At 56.3% G+C, this 20,093-nt stretch carries 19 protein-coding genes and 1 pseudogene; 7 read left to right on the top strand and 13 right to left on the bottom strand.

The window, feature by feature from the left end; genetic code table 11:
- Positions 1-27: 27 nt before the first annotated feature.
- On the bottom strand, positions 28-648 hold the full coding sequence (locus EGO56_RS20160; protein ID WP_135910819.1) for a response regulator transcription factor: 621 nt from the start codon (positions 646-648) through the stop codon (positions 28-30).
- An 808-nt stretch (positions 649-1,456) separates the two neighbouring features.
- On the opposite strand from EGO56_RS20160, the gene fdhF reads away from it, so the two are divergent.
- Together fdhF and EGO56_RS20150 are read left to right on the top strand one after the other, a co-directional pair.
- The gene (gene fdhF, locus EGO56_RS20155; protein WP_135910818.1) at positions 1,457-4,429 is read left to right on the top strand and encodes a formate dehydrogenase subunit alpha; all 2,973 of its coding nucleotides are present in this window, start codon (positions 1,457-1,459) and stop codon (positions 4,427-4,429) included.
- Positions 4,429-4,914, top strand: coding sequence for a helical membrane plugin domain-containing protein (locus EGO56_RS20150; protein ID WP_135910817.1), 486 nt, complete (start codon positions 4,429-4,431; stop codon positions 4,912-4,914). The genes fdhF and EGO56_RS20150 overlap by 1 nt, the downstream gene beginning before the upstream one ends.
- Positions 4,915-4,930: 16 nt before the next feature.
- On the opposite strand, the gene EGO56_RS20145 is transcribed toward EGO56_RS20150, so the two are convergent.
- Together EGO56_RS20145 and EGO56_RS20140 are read right to left on the bottom strand one after the other, a co-directional pair.
- Entirely contained in the window at positions 4,931-5,341 is a 411-nt protein-coding gene (locus EGO56_RS20145) for a GFA family protein (protein WP_013196240.1), read from the bottom strand.
- A gap of 156 nt (positions 5,342-5,497) precedes the next feature.
- On the bottom strand, positions 5,498-6,268 hold the full coding sequence (locus EGO56_RS20140) for a DeoR/GlpR family DNA-binding transcription regulator (RefSeq protein WP_135910816.1): 771 nt from the start codon (positions 6,266-6,268) through the stop codon (positions 5,498-5,500).
- A 123-nt stretch (positions 6,269-6,391) separates the two neighbouring features.
- On the opposite strand from EGO56_RS20140, the gene EGO56_RS20135 reads away from it, so the two are divergent.
- Positions 6,392-7,543 carry an MFS transporter gene (locus EGO56_RS20135; protein ID WP_135910815.1) on the top strand — a complete coding sequence of 384 codons (1,152 nt, stop codon included), beginning with the start codon at positions 6,392-6,394 and terminating at the stop codon, positions 7,541-7,543.
- Entirely contained in the window at positions 7,540-7,926 is a 387-nt protein-coding gene (locus EGO56_RS20130) for a VOC family protein (RefSeq protein WP_135910814.1), read from the top strand. Before EGO56_RS20135 ends, EGO56_RS20130 begins: the two co-directional genes overlap by 4 nt.
- A 12-nt stretch (positions 7,927-7,938) precedes the next feature.
- Here EGO56_RS20130 and EGO56_RS20125 read toward each other — a convergent pair whose 3' ends face one another.
- From EGO56_RS20125 to EGO56_RS20110, 4 genes are all read right to left on the bottom strand, one after another.
- The gene (locus EGO56_RS20125; protein ID WP_135910813.1) at positions 7,939-8,580 is read right to left on the bottom strand and encodes an NrsF family protein; all 642 of its coding nucleotides are present in this window, start codon (positions 8,578-8,580) and stop codon (positions 7,939-7,941) included.
- The gene (locus EGO56_RS20120; RefSeq protein ID WP_135910812.1) at positions 8,567-9,121 is read right to left on the bottom strand and encodes a sigma-70 family RNA polymerase sigma factor; all 555 of its coding nucleotides are present in this window, start codon (positions 9,119-9,121) and stop codon (positions 8,567-8,569) included. Before EGO56_RS20120 ends, EGO56_RS20125 begins: the two co-directional genes overlap by 14 nt.
- A 71-nt stretch (positions 9,122-9,192) precedes the next feature.
- On the bottom strand, positions 9,193-10,434 hold the full coding sequence (locus tag EGO56_RS20115; RefSeq protein ID WP_135910811.1) for a protein-disulfide reductase DsbD family protein: 1,242 nt from the start codon (positions 10,432-10,434) through the stop codon (positions 9,193-9,195).
- Between the two features lie 24 nt (positions 10,435-10,458).
- Positions 10,459-11,016: a peroxiredoxin gene (locus EGO56_RS20110; RefSeq protein ID WP_033735696.1), complete on the bottom strand. Its 558-nt coding sequence runs from the start codon at positions 11,014-11,016 to the stop codon at positions 10,459-10,461.
- A gap of 366 nt (positions 11,017-11,382) precedes the next feature.
- On the opposite strand from EGO56_RS20110, the gene EGO56_RS20105 reads away from it, so the two are divergent.
- The 3 genes from EGO56_RS20105 (at position 11,383) to EGO56_RS20095 (ending at position 13,347) form a co-directional block, all read left to right on the top strand.
- Positions 11,383-12,591 (top strand): aldose 1-epimerase family protein, encoded by a 1,209-nt coding sequence (locus EGO56_RS20105; RefSeq protein ID WP_135911034.1) that lies wholly within the window; start codon positions 11,383-11,385, stop codon positions 12,589-12,591.
- Between the two features lie 181 nt (positions 12,592-12,772).
- The gene (locus tag EGO56_RS20100; RefSeq protein WP_013196250.1) at positions 12,773-13,033 is read left to right on the top strand and encodes a type II toxin-antitoxin system ParD family antitoxin; all 261 of its coding nucleotides are present in this window, start codon (positions 12,773-12,775) and stop codon (positions 13,031-13,033) included.
- Entirely contained in the window at positions 13,033-13,347 is a 315-nt protein-coding gene (locus tag EGO56_RS20095; RefSeq protein WP_135910810.1) for a type II toxin-antitoxin system RelE/ParE family toxin, read from the top strand. Before EGO56_RS20100 ends, EGO56_RS20095 begins: the two co-directional genes overlap by 1 nt.
- Before the next feature lie 272 nt (positions 13,348-13,619).
- Here the strand turns inward: EGO56_RS20095 and EGO56_RS20090 are convergent, their stop codons facing one another.
- The 6 genes and pseudogenes from EGO56_RS20090 to EGO56_RS20065 form a co-directional block, all read right to left on the bottom strand.
- Positions 13,620-14,924 carry an NtaA/DmoA family FMN-dependent monooxygenase gene (locus tag EGO56_RS20090; protein WP_135910809.1) on the bottom strand — a complete coding sequence of 435 codons (1,305 nt, stop codon included), beginning with the start codon at positions 14,922-14,924 and terminating at the stop codon, positions 13,620-13,622.
- A 10-nt stretch (positions 14,925-14,934) separates the two neighbouring features.
- On the bottom strand, positions 14,935-16,134 hold the full coding sequence (locus tag EGO56_RS20085; protein ID WP_135910808.1) for a M20 family metallopeptidase: 1,200 nt from the start codon (positions 16,132-16,134) through the stop codon (positions 14,935-14,937).
- 1 nt (position 16,135) lies between these two features.
- Positions 16,136-17,473: an LLM class flavin-dependent oxidoreductase gene (locus EGO56_RS20080; protein WP_135910807.1), complete on the bottom strand. Its 1,338-nt coding sequence runs from the start codon at positions 17,471-17,473 to the stop codon at positions 16,136-16,138.
- A gap of 10 nt (positions 17,474-17,483) precedes the next feature.
- Positions 17,484-18,254 (bottom strand): annotated as a pseudogene (locus EGO56_RS20075) (ABC transporter ATP-binding protein); the annotation flags it as partial.
- A 5-nt stretch (positions 18,255-18,259) separates the two neighbouring features.
- On the bottom strand, positions 18,260-19,093 hold the full coding sequence (locus EGO56_RS20070; RefSeq protein ID WP_135910806.1) for an ABC transporter permease: 834 nt from the start codon (positions 19,091-19,093) through the stop codon (positions 18,260-18,262).
- Positions 19,093-20,082 (bottom strand): ABC transporter permease, encoded by a 990-nt coding sequence (locus EGO56_RS20065; RefSeq protein ID WP_135910805.1) that lies wholly within the window; start codon positions 20,080-20,082, stop codon positions 19,093-19,095. The genes EGO56_RS20070 and EGO56_RS20065 overlap by 1 nt, the downstream gene beginning before the upstream one ends.
- Positions 20,083-20,093 lie beyond the last annotated feature (11 nt).

Genomic DNA, 20,093 nt, shown 5'->3' with positions numbered 1-20,093 from the left:
CGTGCGGGCCAGCTTTAGGTGCTGGCCTTAACGACGGCGGGTATGGTCAATATTGAGCCGCTCAGCTGCACGCACCAGATCGGTCAGCGAGCGCGCATTCATCTTCTCCATCACCCGCCGCTTGTGGACTTTAGCCGTAATCTCACTGACGCCCATTTCGGCGGCAATCTGCTTATTCAGCAGGCCACTGATTGCCAGCAGCATTACCTCGCTTTCACGCGGTGTCAGGGTCTGGTGCCGCTGGAATATCTCTCTCCGCTCCTCAGAGGACGCCATATTCTGTTCTGCGATGCGCAATGCTTCCGCTACCGCCTGCAACATACGATCGGGATCTACCGGTTTAGTCAGAAACTCATAAGCGCCGGTTTTCATCGCCCGCACCGTGACCGGAATGGTCCCGAAGCCGGTTAAAAAGATAGTGGGGATCGTGTAACCGCGATCGAGCAACGCCTGAGCAACATCGAATCCATCTGCGCCGGGCAGATTAATATCCAGAATCAGGCAACAGGGAAGGGGAGTGATAGCATGAGTCAGGAAATCATCTGCCGATGAAAAAGAGAAAACCGTGTAATCGTCGGCGGTGAGCAGATTACGCAATGCTGAAGTCACAGCAGCGTCGTCGTCAACAATATATACAATGGGGTTCATAGTGACCTCATTCCAGCCAGAGTTTTACTGATAATTAAATTAAACATGACGCGTAAAGAGGCCCTGAACAGTGAGCATCCGGCAGGGTTAACAGGATATTACCATAACAGTTATCATTATCATCTTATAATTAAAAGCATGTTAAAAATAAGATAAATTGCTGATAGATATGATTAAATCATGAGCGTTGTTCTGTGGGTTGAGCGTCGTTTTTGCGGTCTGATGTTTATTGGGCTGTCATCAGAGCGTCCTGTTTGTGCAATCAACGGATCGCTCAATTGCGGCCAGCAGAATAGCGATCGCTATTCGCTGAAATAGTCCATAAAACTGCTCACCGGATTAAATATTCCACGCTTTAATAATGCCGTAATAAGTTCATGCCAGTGCATCATTCATCTCTGGAATAAGCGGCACGGTAACGGGCAATCAGTGATTAACTTTCTCCGGCACTTAACTGTGCTGCAATGTACGCGTCATACAAAAAAAGGGTTCCTGCCCACACGTGATAGTTACAACATACATAGATTAATTCATTATACACGACGATTGGCAGCCGGAGGTTCATTGCTTAGCAGCATAAGAGTTCTTGTTCGCCGTTCCCGTCAGGCAGTCGTAAAAACCCCTGATTTCATCCGGTAAGAAGTCATTACATTTTAAAAAAGCCTTAACTGTCAGTGATTAACCTCAATAAGCGTAGCGGTATTCATGGCGCGGCTGATAATACTCACTACGCTTGGAAGACAACCCTTTCATTTCGGGGATATTTTTTCCAGCCCAGCGCTATCCGCCATGTCGTCATGAGGCTCATATGAGTGAAAATTACTGCACCATTGTTTTCAATGGTGAACGATTAAAAGGATTAGCTGATCAACCGCTTATCGATTTTCTGGATGCTCAGGGGAAAAAACTGCCTCATGTCTGTTATCACCCGGCGTTAACGCCGCTGCAAAGCTGTGATGTCTGTTGGGTCGATGCCAATGGCGAGCGGGTTCGCGGCTGTACGCTTCGTACTGAAGAGGGTCTGACGGTCCGTAGCGAGGGCAGTGCGCTGAAAGCCGCGCAGCAGGAGGGCATGGATCGACTGCTTAATCGTCATGAGCTTTACTGCACCGTCTGCGAACACAATACCGGTGACTGTACGCTGCATAACGCCGTAGCCGATATGCACATTCCGATTCAGTACTATCCTCATCAGCCCAAGCCTTACGCGAAAGATCACTCCAATCCGTTTTACACCTACGATCCTGACCAGTGCATCTTATGCGGTCGCTGTGTCGAGGCGTGCCAGAATGTTGAGGTCAACGAGACGCTCTCCATTGACTACACTCAGGCACACCCACGCGTGTTGTGGGATGGCGGAACTGAAATTGCCGGTTCAAGCTGCGTAAGCTGTGGACACTGCGTTACGGTCTGCCCGTGCAATGCACTGCTGGAAAAAACCATGCAGCCCGATGCAGGCCCGTTTACCGCCATGGATGAAGGGCTGAAGCGCCCGCTTATCGACTTTGTGAAAACGCTGGAAAACAGTATCGGCATGGAACCGATTACCGGCGTGTCAAAAATTGACGTGGCGTTGCGCCAGTCAGAGATCAAACGCACCAAAACAGTCTGCACCTACTGCGGTGTGGGCTGCAGCTTTGAAATCTGGACCCGCGATCGCCATATCCTGAAAGTGCAGCCGGTCGCCGAAGCGCCAGCTAATGGCATCTCCACCTGTGTTAAAGGCAAGTTTGGCTGGGATTTCGTCAACAGTCCGGAGCGCCTGACAACGCCGCTGATTCGCGAGAATGGCCGCTTCCGGCCTGCCAGCTGGGATGAGGCATTACAGCGGGTTGCTGATGGATTACGTGGCGTTGCGCAGAACTATGGCGGTGACGCGATAGGCTTTATCGGCTCCAGCAAGGCGAGTAATGAAGAAGCCTATCTGACCCAGAAAATCGCCCGCTTAATCTTCGGCACAAACAATGTCGATAACTCTTCCCGCTATTGTCAGAACCCGGCTACGGAAGGGCTGTTCCGCACCGTGGGCTACGGCGGTGATGCCGGAACGATTAAGGATCTGCAGCAGACCGATTTGATTGTGCTGGTCGGCAGCAATCTCTCTGAGAACCATCCGGTGATCGCTTCGCACATCAAGCAGAGCCATAAACATCAGGGCCAGAAACTGCTGGTAGTCGATCCGCGTCGTCACGAAATGGCGGAACGGGCTGACTGCTATCTGCGCATCCGGCCTGGCACCGATCTCGTCTGGGCCTCGGCGATGGCGAAATATATGTTCGATCACGGTTATGCCGATGACGCGTTTTTGGCACAGCGAGTTAATCAGGTTGAAGAGTACCGCGCCTCGCTCGATGCCTTTACGCTCCACTATGCCAGCGAGATCTGCGGCCTGAGTGAAGCCGAACTCACAGAGGCGGCGGAGATGATCGGCCAGGCGGGCAGCGCCTGTATCTTGTGGGCGATGGGGATTACCCAGCACAGCCACGGGGCCGACACCAGTACGGCGCTGTCGAACCTGCTGCTGGTCACCGGCAACTATGGTCGGCCTGGCACCGGCGGCTACCCGATGCGCGGACATAATAACGTGCAGGGTGCCAGCGACTTCGGCTGCCTGAGCAACCTCTATCCCGGCTATGAAAAAGTCACTGACGACGCGGTGCGGGAAAAATGGGCGCGTGCATGGGGCGTCGCGCCTGATGCACTCTCTGACAAGCCCGGCGCGGATAACTTCAAAATGGTGCAGGAGGCGGGAGAAGGCAAAATCCGCGCAATGTACATCACTGGCGAAGAGACCGCGTTTGCCGATGCTGATTCGGATAATGTGCATGCCGCCTTCAGCAAACTGGAGTTTATGGTGGTTCAGGACATTTTCATGTCACGTACGGCTGAATTTGCCGATGTGGTATTGCCTGGTGCGCCCAGCGTGGAGAAAGAGGGCACGTTTGTAAACACTGAGAGGCGCATTCAGCACTTTTCCCCGGCCATGAAACCCCTGGGCGACAGTCGTCCCGACTGGCAGATCTTCACCGATCTCGCCGCGCGGCTGGGTCACCCGTGGCATTACCCGAATCCGGGCGCGATTATGGCGGAAGCGGCGGGCATTGCGGATATTTTCGCTGGCGTCAGCTATGAGCAACTGGTCGGCTGGCAGTCGCAGCTCTGGCCGGTCAGTGCCGCAGGTGAAAGCACACCGCGTCTTTACACGGAACGGTTCAATTTCCCGGATGGCAAAGCCCGGCTTTATCCGCTGAGCTGGCAGCCACCTGCCGAGCAGGAGGATGCAGAGTACAATCTGCTGCTGAATAACGGCAGGATGCTGGAGCATTTCCAGTCGATGAACCAGACCGGGCAGGGTGGCCGCATGATGTCGCTGTCGCCTAATGCCTTTGTTGAGATCTCACCGGAACTGGCTGCTTCGCGCGCGCTGACCGAAGGAGAGTGGGTGCGCATTACCTCAAGGCGCGGCTCGATGGATGTCCCGGTTGTTATCACCGAACGCGTAGCGGGTAACGTGCTGTTTATGCCGATTCATCATGGTAAAGATGGCGTTAACGCGCTGACCGGCGAACATCACGATCCCGACGTCAACACACCGGCTTATAAAGAGCTTGCCGTGAACATGAAGCGAATCGAACGGCGGACACAGCCCAATCCGTTGCCGCTACATAACTTCCGTTACGGCAGTCGTACCCCGCTGGACCATCTGCCGATTGAACAAAAATGGCAGCAGGCAGGCTACCGTGAACCGCCTGAACACGTCGAAAAACCGGAGAAATTTTAATGGCAGAACGGATGAAATATCAGGTCACGCCGACACGCACCGAGCCGACCGCCCGCGAGGAGATGGATGATCTGCTTGAAAATCTCCACCAGCATGGCTTTCTGCGGCTGGCGAACGATCTGGTTAAGTCAAACAGTGAGGTGGGGAAAATTCTGGTCTCAGGTCTTAACCAGCCTGGCACCCAGAACGCGCTTCAGAATCTTTCGCTGCTGATGATGACGCTGGGCAGCGTCCCACCAGAGCGATTTAATCATCTGCTGCTGGCGGTTCGTGATGCCGCGATGGCGGTCAAACCGGCGCGCGATGAGGCGCGTCAGGATAAAGCCGCGCCAGGCATCCGCGGCATTATCCGGTTACTTAATGACGAGGATCTCTGGCGCGGGCTGCGGCCGATCTTGGCCGCGCTGGAGGTCTTCTCACAGCAGATTGACCGTGAAGAGCAGAAGCCAATTACCCGCTTCAGTGGCAAGCCCACCCGCGAGTAACTCAGCCTGCGATCGTTCAGGATTGTGTGGGGGTGTAGATCAGATGACCGGCTACACCGCCCGCGCCGCCATCTTTAGGGTGGTTGATGCCGTCGGAAACCGGCACATCGGTGAAGTCAAAAGGTGAAACACCTTCTAAGCAGGCGACGTTCACCCCAAACTGATCGGGCTGCGAGCGGCTCTGGTGAAAGGTATAAATGCCGCAGACGGAGCAGAAATAGTGGCCTACCTCTTTGCTGTTGAAGCGATACTCTGTGAGCTGTGCTTCACCCTGCGTCAGCTCGACCTTTGTCGCAAATACCACTACCGCGCCGCGCATCCGGCAAAACGAGCAGTTGCAGCGGCGCACGGTGTTGAATCCATCCTTTAGCGTTACCCGGTATGCCACTGCGCCGCAGTGACATTGCGCTGTCATTTCAGTTTGCATCGCGATCTCCTGTGTCATTTAAACTGCCAGCTTTCAGCCTACGCCAAAGCCGGTGGTTTGGCAGCATCAGAGCCAGGTTGTCACCCATTCAGGCAGTTCGAACCGTGCCTGTTTTTTAAATCAGACAACAGTCCGCAGCTCTCCATCGCACCTGGCTCAGACGGTGATAAGCGTGATCTCTTCAGCCGCAAAGGCATCAAGCAGGGTTTTATCGAGCTTCTCTTCCACCACCAGCGTTGAAATGTCACGGCATTTCGCCACGCTGAACCGCGCCACAGCGGGGATTTTATCCGCGGTCAGCCCGACAATAACCTGATTGCTCTGGGCCATGGCGACTTTCTTGAATTCACAATCCGCATAGTTAAAACCGGTCAGCCCGGCTTCAGGGCTCATGGCGCAGCCGCCGATAAACGCCTGATCAAAAAGTATCCCCTTAATCTGGTTAATCGCGGTTTGCCCGACTGCGCCGCCGGTGCTCTTTTGTATCTGCCCGCCCAGCAGGATTACCTCTGCGACAGGATGATTGATCAACAGCGCGGCGATATCGGGCGCATTAGTGACAACGGTTAGACTCAGCTCAGGCGGAAGCGCCTTTGCCAGCGCCAGATTAGTGGTGCCGGCATCAATGAAGATACAGCTGCTGGCTTTCACCAGACTGGCACAGCGCTGCGCGATCAGGGCTTTTGCTGCGTGATCGTGCTCTTTTCGGCTGACAAACGTGCCTGCATCCTGCAACTGTAAAACTGCGCCGCCATACACTTTTTTGCATAAGCCCTCTTTACTGAGTTCATGCAGATCGCGTCTGATCGTGTGCTCAGACACCGCCATCTGCCGGGCCAGATCCACGCAGACCACACGACCATTCTGCTGCAGAATCTCACGAATAAGGGCTTGCCGCTGCTGCGGGAAAGCTGCATAATCGAGCATGTAAACTCCAGAGTGTTCATAAACGAGCTATAGTGAGCATGATCGTTCACTTACCGGCAGGGTGTCAATAGCGGCTAATCGATACGCTTACTTTGTCTCTCCAGCATCTGATTAAGGATCGTAATGGCTAATAACGTCTCATCCGCTCAGGCAACACGCATCATCTTTTTTCTGGCCGGATTTATTACTGCGACCTGGGCCGTGATTGTGCCTTTCGCGCGTGCTAATACCGGCGTTAATGAAGCACAACTGGGCACGTTACTGCTCTGTCTGGGCGTCGGTGCGTTAATTGCAATGCCGGTGACGGGCTGGCTGACCAGCCGCTTTGGCTGCCGCCGGGTGATCCTGGTTGCCGTTGCGCTGATCGTTATCAGCACCCCCTGGCTGGCGGTGCTTAGCGATCCGCTGCTGCTGGCGCTGGCATTGCTGGTTTTTGGCATCGGCATCGGGGTGACCGACTGTGCCATGAACATTCAGGCGATCCTGGTGGAAAAGCAGGCTGCGAAACCGGTGATGTCCGGCTTTCACGGCATGTACAGCGTGGGCGGCATTGCGGGTGCTGGCTTTATGACGTTGATACTGGCGATGGGTTTTAGCGTGCTGACCGGCTGCTTACTCGCGGTAGCGGCGGTGATTATCATGACGCTGGTCAGCGTATCGGGTTTACTGACTTACGCCAATCCCGCTGAAGGCCCGGTATTTGCGGTTCCGCGTGGCAGCGTGCTGATTATCGGCATCATCTGCTTTGCCGTCTTCCTGACCGAAGGCACGGTGCTGGACTGGAGTGCGGTCTATCTGACCGACGTCCGGGCCATTCCGGTCTCACTGGGCGGGCTGGGTTATACCTGCTTTGCTGTGGCGATGACGGTGGCGCGCCTGACCGGCGATCGCATCATCTCGTCGCTGGGTCGTCTGCCTGTGGTGCTGGGTGGCGCACTGGTTGCCGCTGCAGGCATGGCGATGGTGACCTTTATCGCCTCCTGGCCGCTGGCACTATTGGGTTACACCCTGGTCGGTGCAGGCTGCGCCAATATCGTGCCGGTGATGTTTTCTGCTGCCGGACGTCAGACGGTGATGCCGCAGGCGGTCGCCATACCGGCTATTACCACGCTCGGCTATCTGGGCGTGCTGAGCGGACCCGCCGTCATTGGCTACGTGGCGCATTACACCCATCTGGGTTTCTCATTTTCACTGATCATGGCGCTGATGCTGGTCGTTGGCGCGGTTTCTCTTACCCTTAACCTGGGCCACAACACGGCAAAGGAAAACAGATGAAAATTGCCCACGTCGCACTCTGGACACGTCACCTTGAGGTACAGCAGCAATTCTGGCGCGAGTGGTTCAACGCGGAGAACAATGCGCGGTATCAGAGTCGGAACCGTCCCGGCTTCGCCTCCTTCTTTATGCAACTGGAGCAGGGCGCAACCATTGAGCTGATGACCCTGCCCGATTTGGCAGAGGGACAGCCGGGCAGGGAAGTCACTGGCTGGGCACACATAGCAATAAGCGTCGGTGATGAGCTGCAGGTCGATGAGATGGCCGCCAGAGCGGCAGAAAAGGGGATTCTGGTCGCGGCACCGCGCCGCACGGGCGACGGCTATTATGAAGCGATTATTCGCGATCCGGATGGAAACCTGATTGAGCTGATCGCAGAGTAATTAACAAAGCCATCAGGCGCCCAGCCGGACCCAGCGGCGTCCTGCCAGCACCGTCAGCACCACAATTGTGATGCCTGCCGCCAGATGCATGGAAAAATCGAGCATATGCAGATGGGTGTCATGGCACAGCGACAGCAACATTGATGAGGTAAACGCACTGCCACAGCCGCTCAGCGCCAGGCTGCGCGCGGGATAGAGTGAACGGGTGCGTTTCAGGGCGATGACGGACATCAGCATCATCGGCACGCTGGCCGACAACATAAACAGATAGCAGTGTATCCCTTCACCAAAGCGGCTCGCGCCCGCATGTGGGGTCTCAGATGACATGTTCATCAGATTCAGCGCCAGCCACATCAACGCCAGCAGCAGTGGCCAGCGCAGGCTGATGGGTTTTCTGCCTGCGATACTCAGCGTGAAGGCTGCCGCCAGCGTACTGCCTGCGATGATAAGAGAGAGCAGTACGGCGACAAATGCCAGCCATGCGCCAGGCTGGCTCCAGTCAGTAAACCTGCTGTGAAACGCCCAACTGGTCATTGCGCCACAAGGCAGGGCGAGCGCGATCCAGCCCGCAACGCGCCAGGCGGTGGGCCAGACACGCTGCACCGGCTGGGCAGACTGGCTGAGCTGATCGATTAACTGGTCATGATTTCTCATGATGACCCCGTCCATATTTACGAAGATTGACCATTGCGCGATGCAACAGGGATTTAACGGCAGAGAGAGACTGATTGGTTTCAGCGGCTGCCTGCGCCAGGCTCTGCTCGCGCAGATGCACGGATTCGACGATCTCCCGCTGACGTAGCGGAAGGGTATCCAGATAGCCTGAGAGGATATCGGGATCGGCTGAGACTTCTGCACTTTCAGCGGGCCGCTGCTGCAGCGCCTCATCATCCTGAACCTCCTGACGACGTCCATGCTGGCGCAGCGCGTCAATCGTTCGGGCAGAAGCAATAGCGGCCACCCACGGCAGAATCGGGCGCTGCGGATCGTAGGTATGCCGCACCCGATGGATTGCCAGCAGCGTATCCTGAATCACATCCTCAGCCAGCACCTCATCACCGATTTTTCTGCACACCAGTGCCCGGATGGCCGGAACCATCGCTTTAAGTAACTGGTTATAGGCTGCTCTGTCGCCCGCCTGCGCACGGGCCATTAAGGCTGGCCAGTGCTGTGCGCGTTGATCAGTGTCTGACATCAGTCATCAGCAGATCAGCACACTGTCGCCGTGTACTGATACCGCAGCAGAAAATCGTTTCATCAATCGTCTCAGGTTTTCTTTCCTTTTTCCGTTGCCTGATCCAGCGCTGAAATCACGATGCCAGGCGTCAGCACCTGCGGGAGTACCACCGGTTTGCCGCCATCAGCCGGGTAGACCACATAGAGAGGTAACCCACCGCGTCCGAAATCACTCAGCGCTTGTTCAACATCGGGATTGTATTTAGTTGAGTCCGCGACCATGTAAATGGTGCTGGTACGTGCCATCGCCGCTTTTACCGCCTGCGTCGACAGCGACGTGCGATCGTTAACCTGGCAGGTGATACACCAGGACGCGGTAAAGTTCACCAGGATAGGCTTACCCTGACCTTTGATTGCATCGACATTCTGTGGCGACCAGGCCACCGCGGCGGCAGCCGGTGAGGCGGCTTCCGTCTCAGCCGGTGCCGTGGCAAAACTGTTCAGATTCAGTAACGGCACCACGACCAGCGCCAGAAAGAACGCGGTGGCAACATGCAGTACCACATGACGCTGTCCCATCATACGGCGTTTCTGCGCCATGCCATACAGCCAGGCGGCAAAACTAAACAGTAAACAACAGGCCAGAATCGCGGCCAGCGCCGCCGATCCTGCCTGACGTTCCAGTACCCAGATCAGCCAGCCCACCGCTCCCAGCATCGGAAACGCCATACCCTGTTTTAAAGTGATCATCCAGGCACCGGGCTTTGGCAATATTCTCGCCAGAACCGGGAAGAATGAGATCAGGGTAAAGGGCGCAGCAAAGCCCAGCGCCAGCGATATAAAGATCACCACACTGACCAGCGGAGGCTGGGTCAGCGCATAGCCTACCGCGCTGGCCATAAAGGGCGCGCTGCAGGGGGTGGCGACGATGATGGCCAGTGCCCCGGTCAGGGCTGAACCAACCAGCCCACCGCGATCGCCGCCCACTTCGCCGACCCGCTGGATCGACAGTCCGACTTCAAACAGACCGAGCAAGTTCAGTGCTGAGCCGAGCATCACCAGAATCAGTGCGGCGATAACCAGCGGCGATTGCAGCTGAAATCCCCAGCCCACCGACGCACCGCCCGCCCTGGCCAGCAGCAAAACGGCGGTCAGAGCAACCATCGTCACCACGACACCGAGCAAAAAGGCCAGGCCTTCAGCACGGGCATGTGAAGGCGATTCGTGATGGCGGATCAGGCTCAGTGCTTTCAGCGAGATCACCGGAAACACGCAGGGCATGAGGTTCAGAATAATGCCGCCCAGGAAGGCGGCTGCAATCGCAGTCAGCATGATGTACCTGCTCAGATGATGAAGTTATGCCGGATTGGCCTGGCGATATTTTTTAACGGCATCCATCGCTTTCTGGATATGCGTATCAGGATTTTTATCGGTGAAGCTCAGCAGGATTTTGCCGTCCGGCGCAATTACATACGAGGTGCGGTCTGAGACTTTCTGACCCTTCATCTCCATTGTGCTCTTATATTCTTCGGCAACTTTGGCACCCGGATCGGCGGCAACGGTAAATTTGTCACGACACTCCAGCTGCGAGAATTTAGCAATCTGATCGGTATTACCGGCGGTGACACCAATGACGGTCGCACCCTGTTTTTTAAATTCATCGGTCGCTTCAGCAAAGTCATGCGCTTCGAGCGTACAACCCGCACTGAACGCCGCCGGGAAGAAGTAAAGAACAACCGGGCCTTTCTTCAGCGCCTGCTGTAATGAGAAGGTGGTCGATTTACCCGCCAGCGCGGCGTCGAGTTTAAAATCCGGTGCTTTTTCACCGACCTGTAACGCCGCAAAAGCGGATGTTGCCGGAACACTCAGTGCCAGCAGCGTAGCGACGGCCAGGGTTTTCAGGGTGTTTTTCATTGGCGTGACTCTCTCCATTAACGAGCAGACGGGGTTGTCTGACGTCTCTTTTCTAAGGTTCGTTTAAAACGGGAAAAAGTTGCGCGGTTTTGAAATTTTTTTAACGTTTTATTTAAGAAGACATTGATTAGAGATTTACAATTTTCATTGCGTGTCAGCTGAATCGAGTACAGCTCATGCGTCTGTAACTCACAAAATGCGTCGTGGTTATTCTTTGTTGAACAAAATTTATGTGATTTAACCCGCAATAATGTTGTTAAAAAGCACCGGTTTTCTGGCAGGTGAGCATCGTCACGTTTCTGGTCAGCTTCAGACAGTAGATTCCCTTTATGGAATGAAAAAACGATTCAGCAAATGAGGCGGATGATGAAGATTAAACTGGCGTTAACAGTACTGGCGGTTCTGGTTTCAGGTTCAGCAGCGGCGAAAACCTGGGTGCTGACGAGTGCTGAACAGGGCACCGAGCAGGGCAACTGGCAGATTTCCAGCAGTGAGCTGAAGTTCCAGGGGAAGCCGTTCAGCATTGAGCAAAAAGTGCTTCATGGTGGCAAGCAGGAAGGCAGTAAAATCATCACCATCCACAGTCAGGATGGCCTGACCATCACACTCAGCCCGACACGCGGCATGAATTTGCTGCGCGTCGAGGGCTTTGGCACGCGTATGGGCTGGGATTCACCGGTAAAAGAGGTGGTTAATCCCGCTTATATCAACCTTGAAAGCCGCAACGGTCTGGGCTGGCTGGACGGATTCAACGAGATGATGGTGCGCTGCGGCTATGAATGGACCGGACATCCGGTTACCGATCAGGGCCGCATTTACACGCTGCACGGTAAAGCGGGTAACACGCCGGTTTCGCAGCTGGAAGTTGAAGTGGCTGATGCGGCACCGCATGAAATCCGTATTCGCGGCCTGATTAAAGAGAGCACCTTTAAGAAGACGGATTTGCAGACCATGACCGAGCTGCGCTATGTGCCGGGCAGCAATAGTTTCAGCCTGCATGACGTTTTAACTAATCACGCTGACTATCCGCACGATTATCAGATTATCTATCACAGCAACTTCGGCCAGCCAATTCTTGAAGAGGGCGCACGTTTCCTGGCCCCGATGTCCGGCATCAGCCCGTTCAATGATTATGCAAAATCCGGGTTAAAGGAGTGGCAGACCTACAAAGGTCCGACCAAAGACTTTGATGAGATGGTATTCAACATCAAGCCACTTTCCGACAGCAATCACCAGACTGTCGCTGCAGTGATTAACAAAGCCGGAAACAACGGCGCATCGATTCAGTTTGATACCCGTCAGCTGCCGATGCTGACCTTATGGAAAAATACCGACACCCTGAAACAGGGCTACGTGACCGGCATCGAGCCAGGCACCAGTTACGCCTATCCGGTCACCATTGAACGCGAGCAAAAGCGCGTGAAGCAACTGCAACCGGGCGCCAGCACAGCATTTGACCTGACGTACACCTTGCTGCACAGCAGCGAGCAGGTGAATGACGTTGAGAAACGCATTAAGACTATCCAGGGTGAAACGAAGATTGATGTAAGCGAGACGCCGATAGCGAAGGAGTGAGTGGCTTAAAACCCCGACAAATGTCGGGGTTTTCGCTATTGAGTTCAGAAGGTTATGCACTTTAGCCACCAGGTTAAGCAGACAAAGCAGTAGCGGACTATTAAGCCTGAAGTTGATGAAGAAGAATAACTCTGAAATAATAACAGTTATTAACTGATAGTAATCCGGCGGGAGCAACAACATGCCAACCAGCGTAGCACTAACACCTTATTTTGAAGCGTTTATCCGTGAACAGATCGAAAGCGGACGATACAACAACACCAGTGAAGTGATCCGTGCGGGTCTGAGAGCACTGGAAGAACGCGAACAACAGATCAAACTTGACGCTCTGCAAAAAGCGGTCAACGCAGGTATTAACAGCGGCGAAAGCAAAAATGCGGAAGAAGTATTCGGTCGTTTGTCGCAAAAATATCGGCGGCAGGCTGAGGGTGGTAAAGCGTAATGAAACTGGGTATATCGCCTCTGGCAGAACAGGATATAGAGGCCATCGGTGACTATATTGCGCAGGATAACCCAGTGCGCGCAGCTAGCTTCACGGAAGAACTGTATCAGCAGTGCCTGCTTATAGCAGAGTCCCCGGTTATCTATAAGGAGAGGCCTGAGCTGGGACAAAGCGTCAGAACCTGTGCTTACGGACGCTATCTTATCGTGTTCAGGGTGCTGGACACCGAAGTCCGCATAGAGAGGCTCCTTCATGGTTCGCGGGATATCATCACGCTGTTCTCTGAACATGATAAGCCGATAAGTCCTCTGTGAGTGGAGTAAAGGTCTTTTCAGAAAGATATGGAATGCCTGAGCGATATAATCATGAAGATTAGTTGTGATACGTACTCGGCGTTTAAGCAAAAAGTGAAAGAGGGAGTTTACTACGCCACTGAACATGAGCTGGATAGCCTATTTAACATAAGATAGATTGTGCGTACCTTAAATGATAGCCCAGGTTGATAATGTCACTTTTTAGCGAGTTCATCATTTCACCTGGAGTACGCTATTCAGAGAGCAAAATGTCCGGCGATGCCGGACATTTTTTACTGCGCAACCTGCCGCAACGGAGGCAGTTCAAGACTACTGCGAAAATCTGAGCCCTGATAATCCGTATCCAGCAATTGTCTTCGACGCAGTTCCGGCAACAGGCCGTTCAGTAATAAATCCTGCTGATCCGGTTGCCCCAGCCCGTGCAACGAAATCACATCCAGCACCCCGGCCTGATAACGTTGTTCAATCGCATCCGCCAGCGCTGACGGCGTCCCGGCCGCAAACCAGTGCCCGGTCTCCTCCGCTTTGATAATCAGCTCGCGTAGCGTCAGTCCTTCAAGCGCATACTGGCGGAAAATAGCGGCGCGCCCCTGACGGCGCTGTACCTGCTTCACATGCGGGATCAGCGCGGCGGGCAACGGTTGATCCAGCGGATGTTCGCGTAAATCCAGCTCGCCACCCAGCATATCGGCCACACGCAACCTGCCTTGCTCATAGTCGATGCGTTCATGTTTTTCACGCAGACGACGCGCCACATCTGCCTCGCTCTCACCAATAATCGCATGGAATGAGTTCATGATCAGCGGGAGATTATGCTGCCTCCCAAAGCGCTGCGCCCGCTGGTGTACATCCGCCACAAACGCCTGTGCCGCCACAAAGGTGGGTTGCGACGTGTAGATCACCTCGGCATAACGCGCGCCCAGCGTCACGCCCGCGTCCGATTGCCCGGCCTGGAACTGAACCGGACGACGCTGTGGTGAAGGCGGCACATTCAGCGGGCCCGCCACCTGAAAATAGTCGCCCCGGTAGTTGATCGGATGCAATCTGGCGGGATCGATGCGTATCCCGCCGCTGGCCGTGCGCTGTGCCGCTTCGGGTTCATTCGCGTCATAAAGCGCATTCATGACTTCGATAAATTCCGTGGCACGCGCATAGCGCTCCTGCGGGGCGGGTAGCGGGCTTTCACCAAAATTCTCCTCACCGACAGAGGAGGTCACGGCATTCCAGCCGGCACGTCCGCCACTAAGATGGTCGAGGGTACCCAGTTGGCGCGCCAGGTTATACGGGTGCAGCCAGCTGGTGCTGACGGTGGCGATCAAACCAATGTGTGACGTGGCCTGACTCAACGCCGCTAGCGCAATCAGCGGATCCTGGCTGCCGGTGGTGCCTGACAGACCGGCTGGATCGGCCTGCAATAAATCTGCGGTAAATAACCCGGTGATTTTCTCGCGCTCCGCAATTTTCGCCAGCGCAATGGCGCGTGCGATGCCCAGTCCCGGCTGGCTGTCATTGCCTGCCGAGATGACGCTACTGGCACCCACCAGCGTCTTCAGTTTTCTGCGATAGGGTTGTGACACGGTATTCTCCTTAAGGCCGCGTAAAATCAGCTTTGATTTTCTGTAAGGTGTCAGCATCGGTCAGCAGACGCAGGCCGGTCCGGGCCAGCACCTGCGCACCAGTCAGCAATGCCTGATAACCCCGTTCCGAGTTGGCTGCCTCACGAAATGGCACGGTATGGAAAATGAGATCGTCAGGGCCGATTTTCAGCCAGGGATGTGCGGTCGGCACCGCGTGGCTGATATCCCCCGCATCCGTGGAGACTTTGTTCTTTTGTGGCGACAGATCAACCTGTTCCCCGGCCGCCGTCAGTTCTTCCAGCAGCACGGCATCCAGCGCCGGATTCAGGCGAAAATCGCGCGGGCCAACCTGATGATCGATTTCCACGCGGGTGCCGGTAGCCAGCGCAACGCCTTCGGCAATCGCCCGCAGGCGCGGTTCCAGCGATTCCACTTGTTCACGGCTGTCGGCACGGATGTAGTAATGCGCCGAGGCATATTCCGGGATCACATTCGCTGCCTGCCCACCGTTGGTAATAATGCCGTGCACGCGCACGCCATCCGGCAGTTGCTGACGCAGTACGCTGATGCCGTTGTACAGCAGCACCAGTGCATCAAGCGCGTTAATCCCTTCGTGTGGCGCGCTGGCCGCGTGCGACGGCTTTCCGTAGAAATGAAAATAGAGGTGATTATTCGCCAGGGTATGCTCGGTCAGGCGGGTTTTCCCGGCGGGATGCACCATCAGTGCGGCATCAACGCCCTCCAGCAATCCAGCCTCGACAAACCGTTTTTTCACATTGCCTTTTAGGCCCCCGGGTCCTGCCAGACCACCCTCTTCCGCCGGTGTGCCCAGCACCACCACACGCCCGCCCGTTTCCGCCAGCAGCTGTGACAGCGTGATAGCGGCTGCCACACTGGTGGTGCCAATCAGATTGTGGCCGCAGGCATGACCGATACCGGACAGCGCATCATACTCCGCTAAAAACGCGACCGTCGGTCCCGGTTTGTCGCCACGCTTCTCGGCATAGAAGGCGGTTTCGTGACCCGCAACGTTGCGCGTCACCTGAAATCCCTGCGCCAGCAGCAAACCGGTCAGCTGTTCGCTGGCGAAGTACTCATTGTTGCCGGTTTCGGGGCGCTGAAAGATCGCTTGCGCGGTTGCCACATAGGTTGCGGCATGGTGTTCAAGGTTGCTATCCAGTGCCTGATGCCAGGCGGTGATAGTTGTCATGTCAGGCCACCTGTTGAGGACGTTGTTGCGCAAATTGATTTTCCGGCGTGGTGAGTCCGAGATTTTCGCGCAACGTCGTACCGGCATATTCGCTGCGATAAATACCGCGCTGTTGCAGCAGCGGGATAACCTGTTCGACGAAATCATCAAAGGCCGTTGGCGTACCCCCGCGCACGATAAATCCATCGGCCGCTCCGGCGAGGAACCACTGCGCTAACCCATCGGCTACCTGCTGTGCGGTGCCAAGGAAGCTGGGGCGCGGCGTGGCTTCTTCCAGGGCTGCCTGACGGAGCGTCAGGCCACGGGCGCGCGCATTGCGTTTGATGGTGTCGGTGGTGCTGCGGAAGCTGTTCTCGCCAAGGTCGCCGATCTCCGGGAACGGCTCATCCAGCAAGTACTGGCTGAAGTCATGATGCTCAAAGTAGCGCCCAAGATATTCCAGCGCTTTTTCAATGGTCACCAGTTCGGCGGTCTGCTGGTAACGACGCTCGGCATCCTCCTCGGTCGTGCCGATGATGACGCTGATTCCCTGGAAGACGCGAATATCATCGGCATCGCGCCCCTGTGCCACCAGGCGACGGCGCACGTCTTCACGGAAGTCACGGGCCTGCTCCAGCGTCTCCTGGCGTGTGTAGATGGCATCCGCCGCTTCAGCGGCAAAGGCTTTACCGGCTTCAGAGGCCCCGGCCTGGAACACAATCGGCCTGCCCTGCGGTGAACGCCCGACATTGAGCGGTCCCTGGACGGAGAAATAGGTGCCCTGGTGGTTAAGGGTATGCAGTTTGTCAGGATCGAAAAACTGACCGCTGGTTTTATCCCTGACAAAGGCATCCTCTTCCCAGGAATCCCACAGGCCTTTAACCACCTGTAAATACTCACTGGCGACACGATAACGTTCGTCATGTTCGGGATGGGTGGCACGCGAGAAGTTCCTGGCTGAGCCTTCCAGCGGCGAAGTCACCACATTCCAGCCCACACGACCGCCGCTCAGATGGTCAAGGCTGGCAAACTGGCGCGCCACGGTAAAGGGTTCGCTGTAGGAGGTGGAGAGCGTCGCTACCAGGCCGATATTCTTCGTCACCAGCGACAGCGCTGACAACAGGGTGATGGGTTCAAATCGATTGAGAAAATGTGGGATCGACTGGGGCGTGATATATAAACCATCGGCGACAAACAGAAAGTCAATTTTTGCCTGTTCCGCTTTGCGCGCCAGATCCAGCACATACCCGACATTAATACTGGCATCCGCCACCGCATCCAGGTGACGCCACGCCGACATGTTGCCGGATGCGCCCTGAATGATGGCTCCCAGCCGCAGCTGGCGTTGTGTCTGACTCATTCCATGCTCCTCAATAGGCGATTGCGGGCTGCCAGTCCGGCAGGACCGGCAACGCCTGTAACAGTTTTTGCGTCCAGGGATGTTGCGGCGCGGCAAAGACCTCGCCGATCGCGCCACTTTCCACCACCGCCCCCTGCTGCATCACCAGCACGCGGTCAGCGAGGTGCTGGATGACCCCCAGATCATGAGAAATAAACAGCAGCGCGGTGCCGTGTTCGGCCTGCATATCCGCCAGCAAATCCAGCACCTGTGCCTGTACCGACACATCGAGCGCACTGACCGGTTCATCCGCCACCAGTAACGCCGGGTTAGACGCAAACGCGCGGGCAATGGCCACACGCTGCCGCTGACCACCGGATAACTGCTGTGGATAACGTTGCAGGAACCGGTCACCAAGCTGTACTTCGTCCAGTAACTGGCGCACTCGCTGGCGACGGGCATCCCCGAAAATACCCACGCTGTCGAGGCTTTCCCCGATGATTCTTTCCACCGTGTAACGCGGGTCGAACGAGCTGAAAGGATCCTGCGCAATCAGTTGCAGACGGGCGCGGCGCGCGCGGCGTGCTGATTCGCTGATGCCATGCCAGCGGCTACCTTCCAGCAGCAGCGTGCCACTGTCTGGCTCGGTCAGCCCCATGACGACTTTCACCAGCGAGGTTTTGCCTGAACCAGACTCCCCCACCAGCGCCACGGACTCGCCCGGCCACACCTGCAAACTCAGGTTTTTCACTACCTGATGATGGCCAAAGCGAATGGTCAGGTTCTGGATATCAATCACCGGCTGGCTCATGAGGCTCTCCCTTCAAAACGCGCCTGCCAGTAGCGCCCCAGCGTATTCACGGCAATCACCGTCAGCGTAATAAATACGCCCGGCCAGACGGCAATCCACCAGGCGTTACGCAGATAGTTGCGCCCCTCCGCCAGCATCAGGCCCCATTCCGCCGTCGGTGGCTGCGGGCCCATGCCAAGGAAGCTGAGACCTGCGGTGCCAATAATCGCGGTGCCCAGCCCCAGTGTCGCCAGCGCAGGCACCTGTGCGATGGCATGCGGCAGGATATGACGAACGGTCAGCGTAAAGCGCGACAGCCCAAAGGTTCGCGCCTGCTCCACATAGCCGGAAGTCATCACGCTGTAGGTCTGCGTGCGCACCACGCGCGCAAAGCGCGGCACCGACGCCACACCGAGCGCAATGATCAGGTTGTTGGTGCCGGGGCCGGTAAACGCAATCAGCATCAGCGCCAGCAGCAGGTCGGGAAAGGCTGAAATAACATCAACCGCACGACTCAGCAGTTCGTCTAAAACGCCACGTGCCAGTGCGGCAGTCAGGCCCAGCAGCGTACCGAAGATCACCGCCAGCGCCATCGCCGCTACGCTGATCAGCAACGAATAGCGGCTGCCGTAGATCACGCGCGTCAGCAGATCGCGCCCCAGTTGATCGGTGCCGAGCCAGTGCTGCGCCGACGGCGGTAGCTGCGCATTAACCGGATCGGCCAAAATGGGATCGCTGTGCGTCAGCCAGTGCGGTGCCACGACTGCCAGCGCCACCAACAGCAGAAACAGAATGGCGCTCCAGACGGAGGCCGGTAGCGCAACAGAAAAACGTTGCAGGATGGCTTGCATTATTTGCTCTCCCCACGTAAACGCGGATCAATCCACAGGGCCAGAATGTCCACCAGCGTACTCATCACCACGTAAATCAGAGCCGAGAGGATGGCAACCGCCAGCACTACCGGCAGATCCTTCGCCAGCACCGCATCCACCGTCAGCTTGCCGAGACCAGGACGGCCAAACACCTGTTCCGTGATCACCGCCCCGCTCAGCAACCCGCCGACCAGCCAGCCAGTTAATGTCACCGCTGGCAGTGCGGCATGGCGCAACGCATGACGCAGGCGAATGGTGGTTTCACCTACACCCCAGGCGCGTAGCGTCAGGGTAAAGGGCGACTCCAGCGCGCGTTCGAGTTCACGGCGCAGCACCTGCGCGATGACCGCACCCTGGGCGAGGCCGAGAGACAGCGCCGGCAGCACCAGCGAAGAGAGATGACGGTCCCCCGCCACCGGGAACCAGCGCAGCGTAAAGCTGAAGATAAACAGCAGCACGATGCCCATCCAGAACGAGGGGGTGGAGGCCAGCAACAGCTCCAGCCCATTGGCGATCCGGCTGCCCCAGCGACGATTCGCAGTGGCGACGGCGATTGTCACGGCAAACACCGCACTGACCAGCAGTGCGGCGAGGGTGAGTTTCAGGGTCGGCCACAGCTGTGTGGCGAGCAGTTGACTCACTTCGGTGTTAAGGATGTATGAGCGTCCGAAATCACCGTGCAACGCCCGCCACAGATAGTGCAGATACTGCCACCACAGCGGTTCATTTAGTCCCCATTCAGCGCGGATCGCCGCCTCAATCGCCGGTGTGCGTATCTGCTCGCCAATCAGCAGGCTGACAATGTCACCCGGCGCCAGATGCATCCCAAGAAACGCCAGGGTGACGGCTACCCATAACACCAGCACACCGCCGAGCAGACGCCCGACAATGCGGCGCGCCAGGTCACTGCGCCACAGGAAGGGCCGCGGTATTCTGGTGTTACGGGTCATGATGCTTTCCAGACTCATCTGCGCCTCCG

This window comes from Pantoea vagans (genome assembly GCF_004792415.1).
Classification (GTDB): domain Bacteria; phylum Pseudomonadota; class Gammaproteobacteria; order Enterobacterales; family Enterobacteriaceae; genus Pantoea; species Pantoea vagans.
This window is presented reverse-complemented; position numbering and strand designations above follow the sequence as displayed.

Coding starts and splice junctions, on each gene's coding strand:
- EGO56_RS20100 (WP_013196250.1), top strand. CDS start 12,773: ATGCCAACCAGCGTAGCACTAACACCTTATTTTGAAGCGTTTATCCGT.
- EGO56_RS20070 (WP_135910806.1), bottom strand. CDS start 19,093: ATGCAAGCCATCCTGCAACGTTTTTCTGTTGCGCTACCGGCCTCCGTC.
- EGO56_RS20120 (WP_135910812.1), bottom strand. CDS start 9,121: ATGTCAGACACTGATCAACGCGCACAGCACTGGCCAGCCTTAATGGCC.
- EGO56_RS20080 (WP_135910807.1), bottom strand. CDS start 17,473: ATGAGTCAGACACAACGCCAGCTGCGGCTGGGAGCCATCATTCAGGGC.
- EGO56_RS20125 (WP_135910813.1), bottom strand. CDS start 8,580: ATGAGAAATCATGACCAGTTAATCGATCAGCTCAGCCAGTCTGCCCAG.
- EGO56_RS20130 (WP_135910814.1), top strand. CDS start 7,540: ATGAAAATTGCCCACGTCGCACTCTGGACACGTCACCTTGAGGTACAG.
- EGO56_RS20145 (WP_013196240.1), bottom strand. CDS start 5,341: ATGCAAACTGAAATGACAGCGCAATGTCACTGCGGCGCAGTGGCATAC.
- EGO56_RS20085 (WP_135910808.1), bottom strand. CDS start 16,134: ATGACAACTATCACCGCCTGGCATCAGGCACTGGATAGCAACCTTGAA.
- EGO56_RS20105 (WP_135911034.1), top strand. CDS start 11,383: ATGAAGATTAAACTGGCGTTAACAGTACTGGCGGTTCTGGTTTCAGGT.
- fdhF (WP_135910818.1), top strand. CDS start 1,457: ATGAGTGAAAATTACTGCACCATTGTTTTCAATGGTGAACGATTAAAA.
- EGO56_RS20160 (WP_135910819.1), bottom strand. CDS start 648: ATGAACCCCATTGTATATATTGTTGACGACGACGCTGCTGTGACTTCA.
- EGO56_RS20115 (WP_135910811.1), bottom strand. CDS start 10,434: ATGCTGACTGCGATTGCAGCCGCCTTCCTGGGCGGCATTATTCTGAAC.
- EGO56_RS20110 (WP_033735696.1), bottom strand. CDS start 11,016: ATGAAAAACACCCTGAAAACCCTGGCCGTCGCTACGCTGCTGGCACTG.
- EGO56_RS20140 (WP_135910816.1), bottom strand. CDS start 6,268: ATGCTCGATTATGCAGCTTTCCCGCAGCAGCGGCAAGCCCTTATTCGT.
- EGO56_RS20065 (WP_135910805.1), bottom strand. CDS start 20,082: ATGAGTCTGGAAAGCATCATGACCCGTAACACCAGAATACCGCGGCCC.
- EGO56_RS20150 (WP_135910817.1), top strand. CDS start 4,429: ATGGCAGAACGGATGAAATATCAGGTCACGCCGACACGCACCGAGCCG.
- EGO56_RS20135 (WP_135910815.1), top strand. CDS start 6,392: ATGGCTAATAACGTCTCATCCGCTCAGGCAACACGCATCATCTTTTTT.
- EGO56_RS20095 (WP_135910810.1), top strand. CDS start 13,033: ATGAAACTGGGTATATCGCCTCTGGCAGAACAGGATATAGAGGCCATC.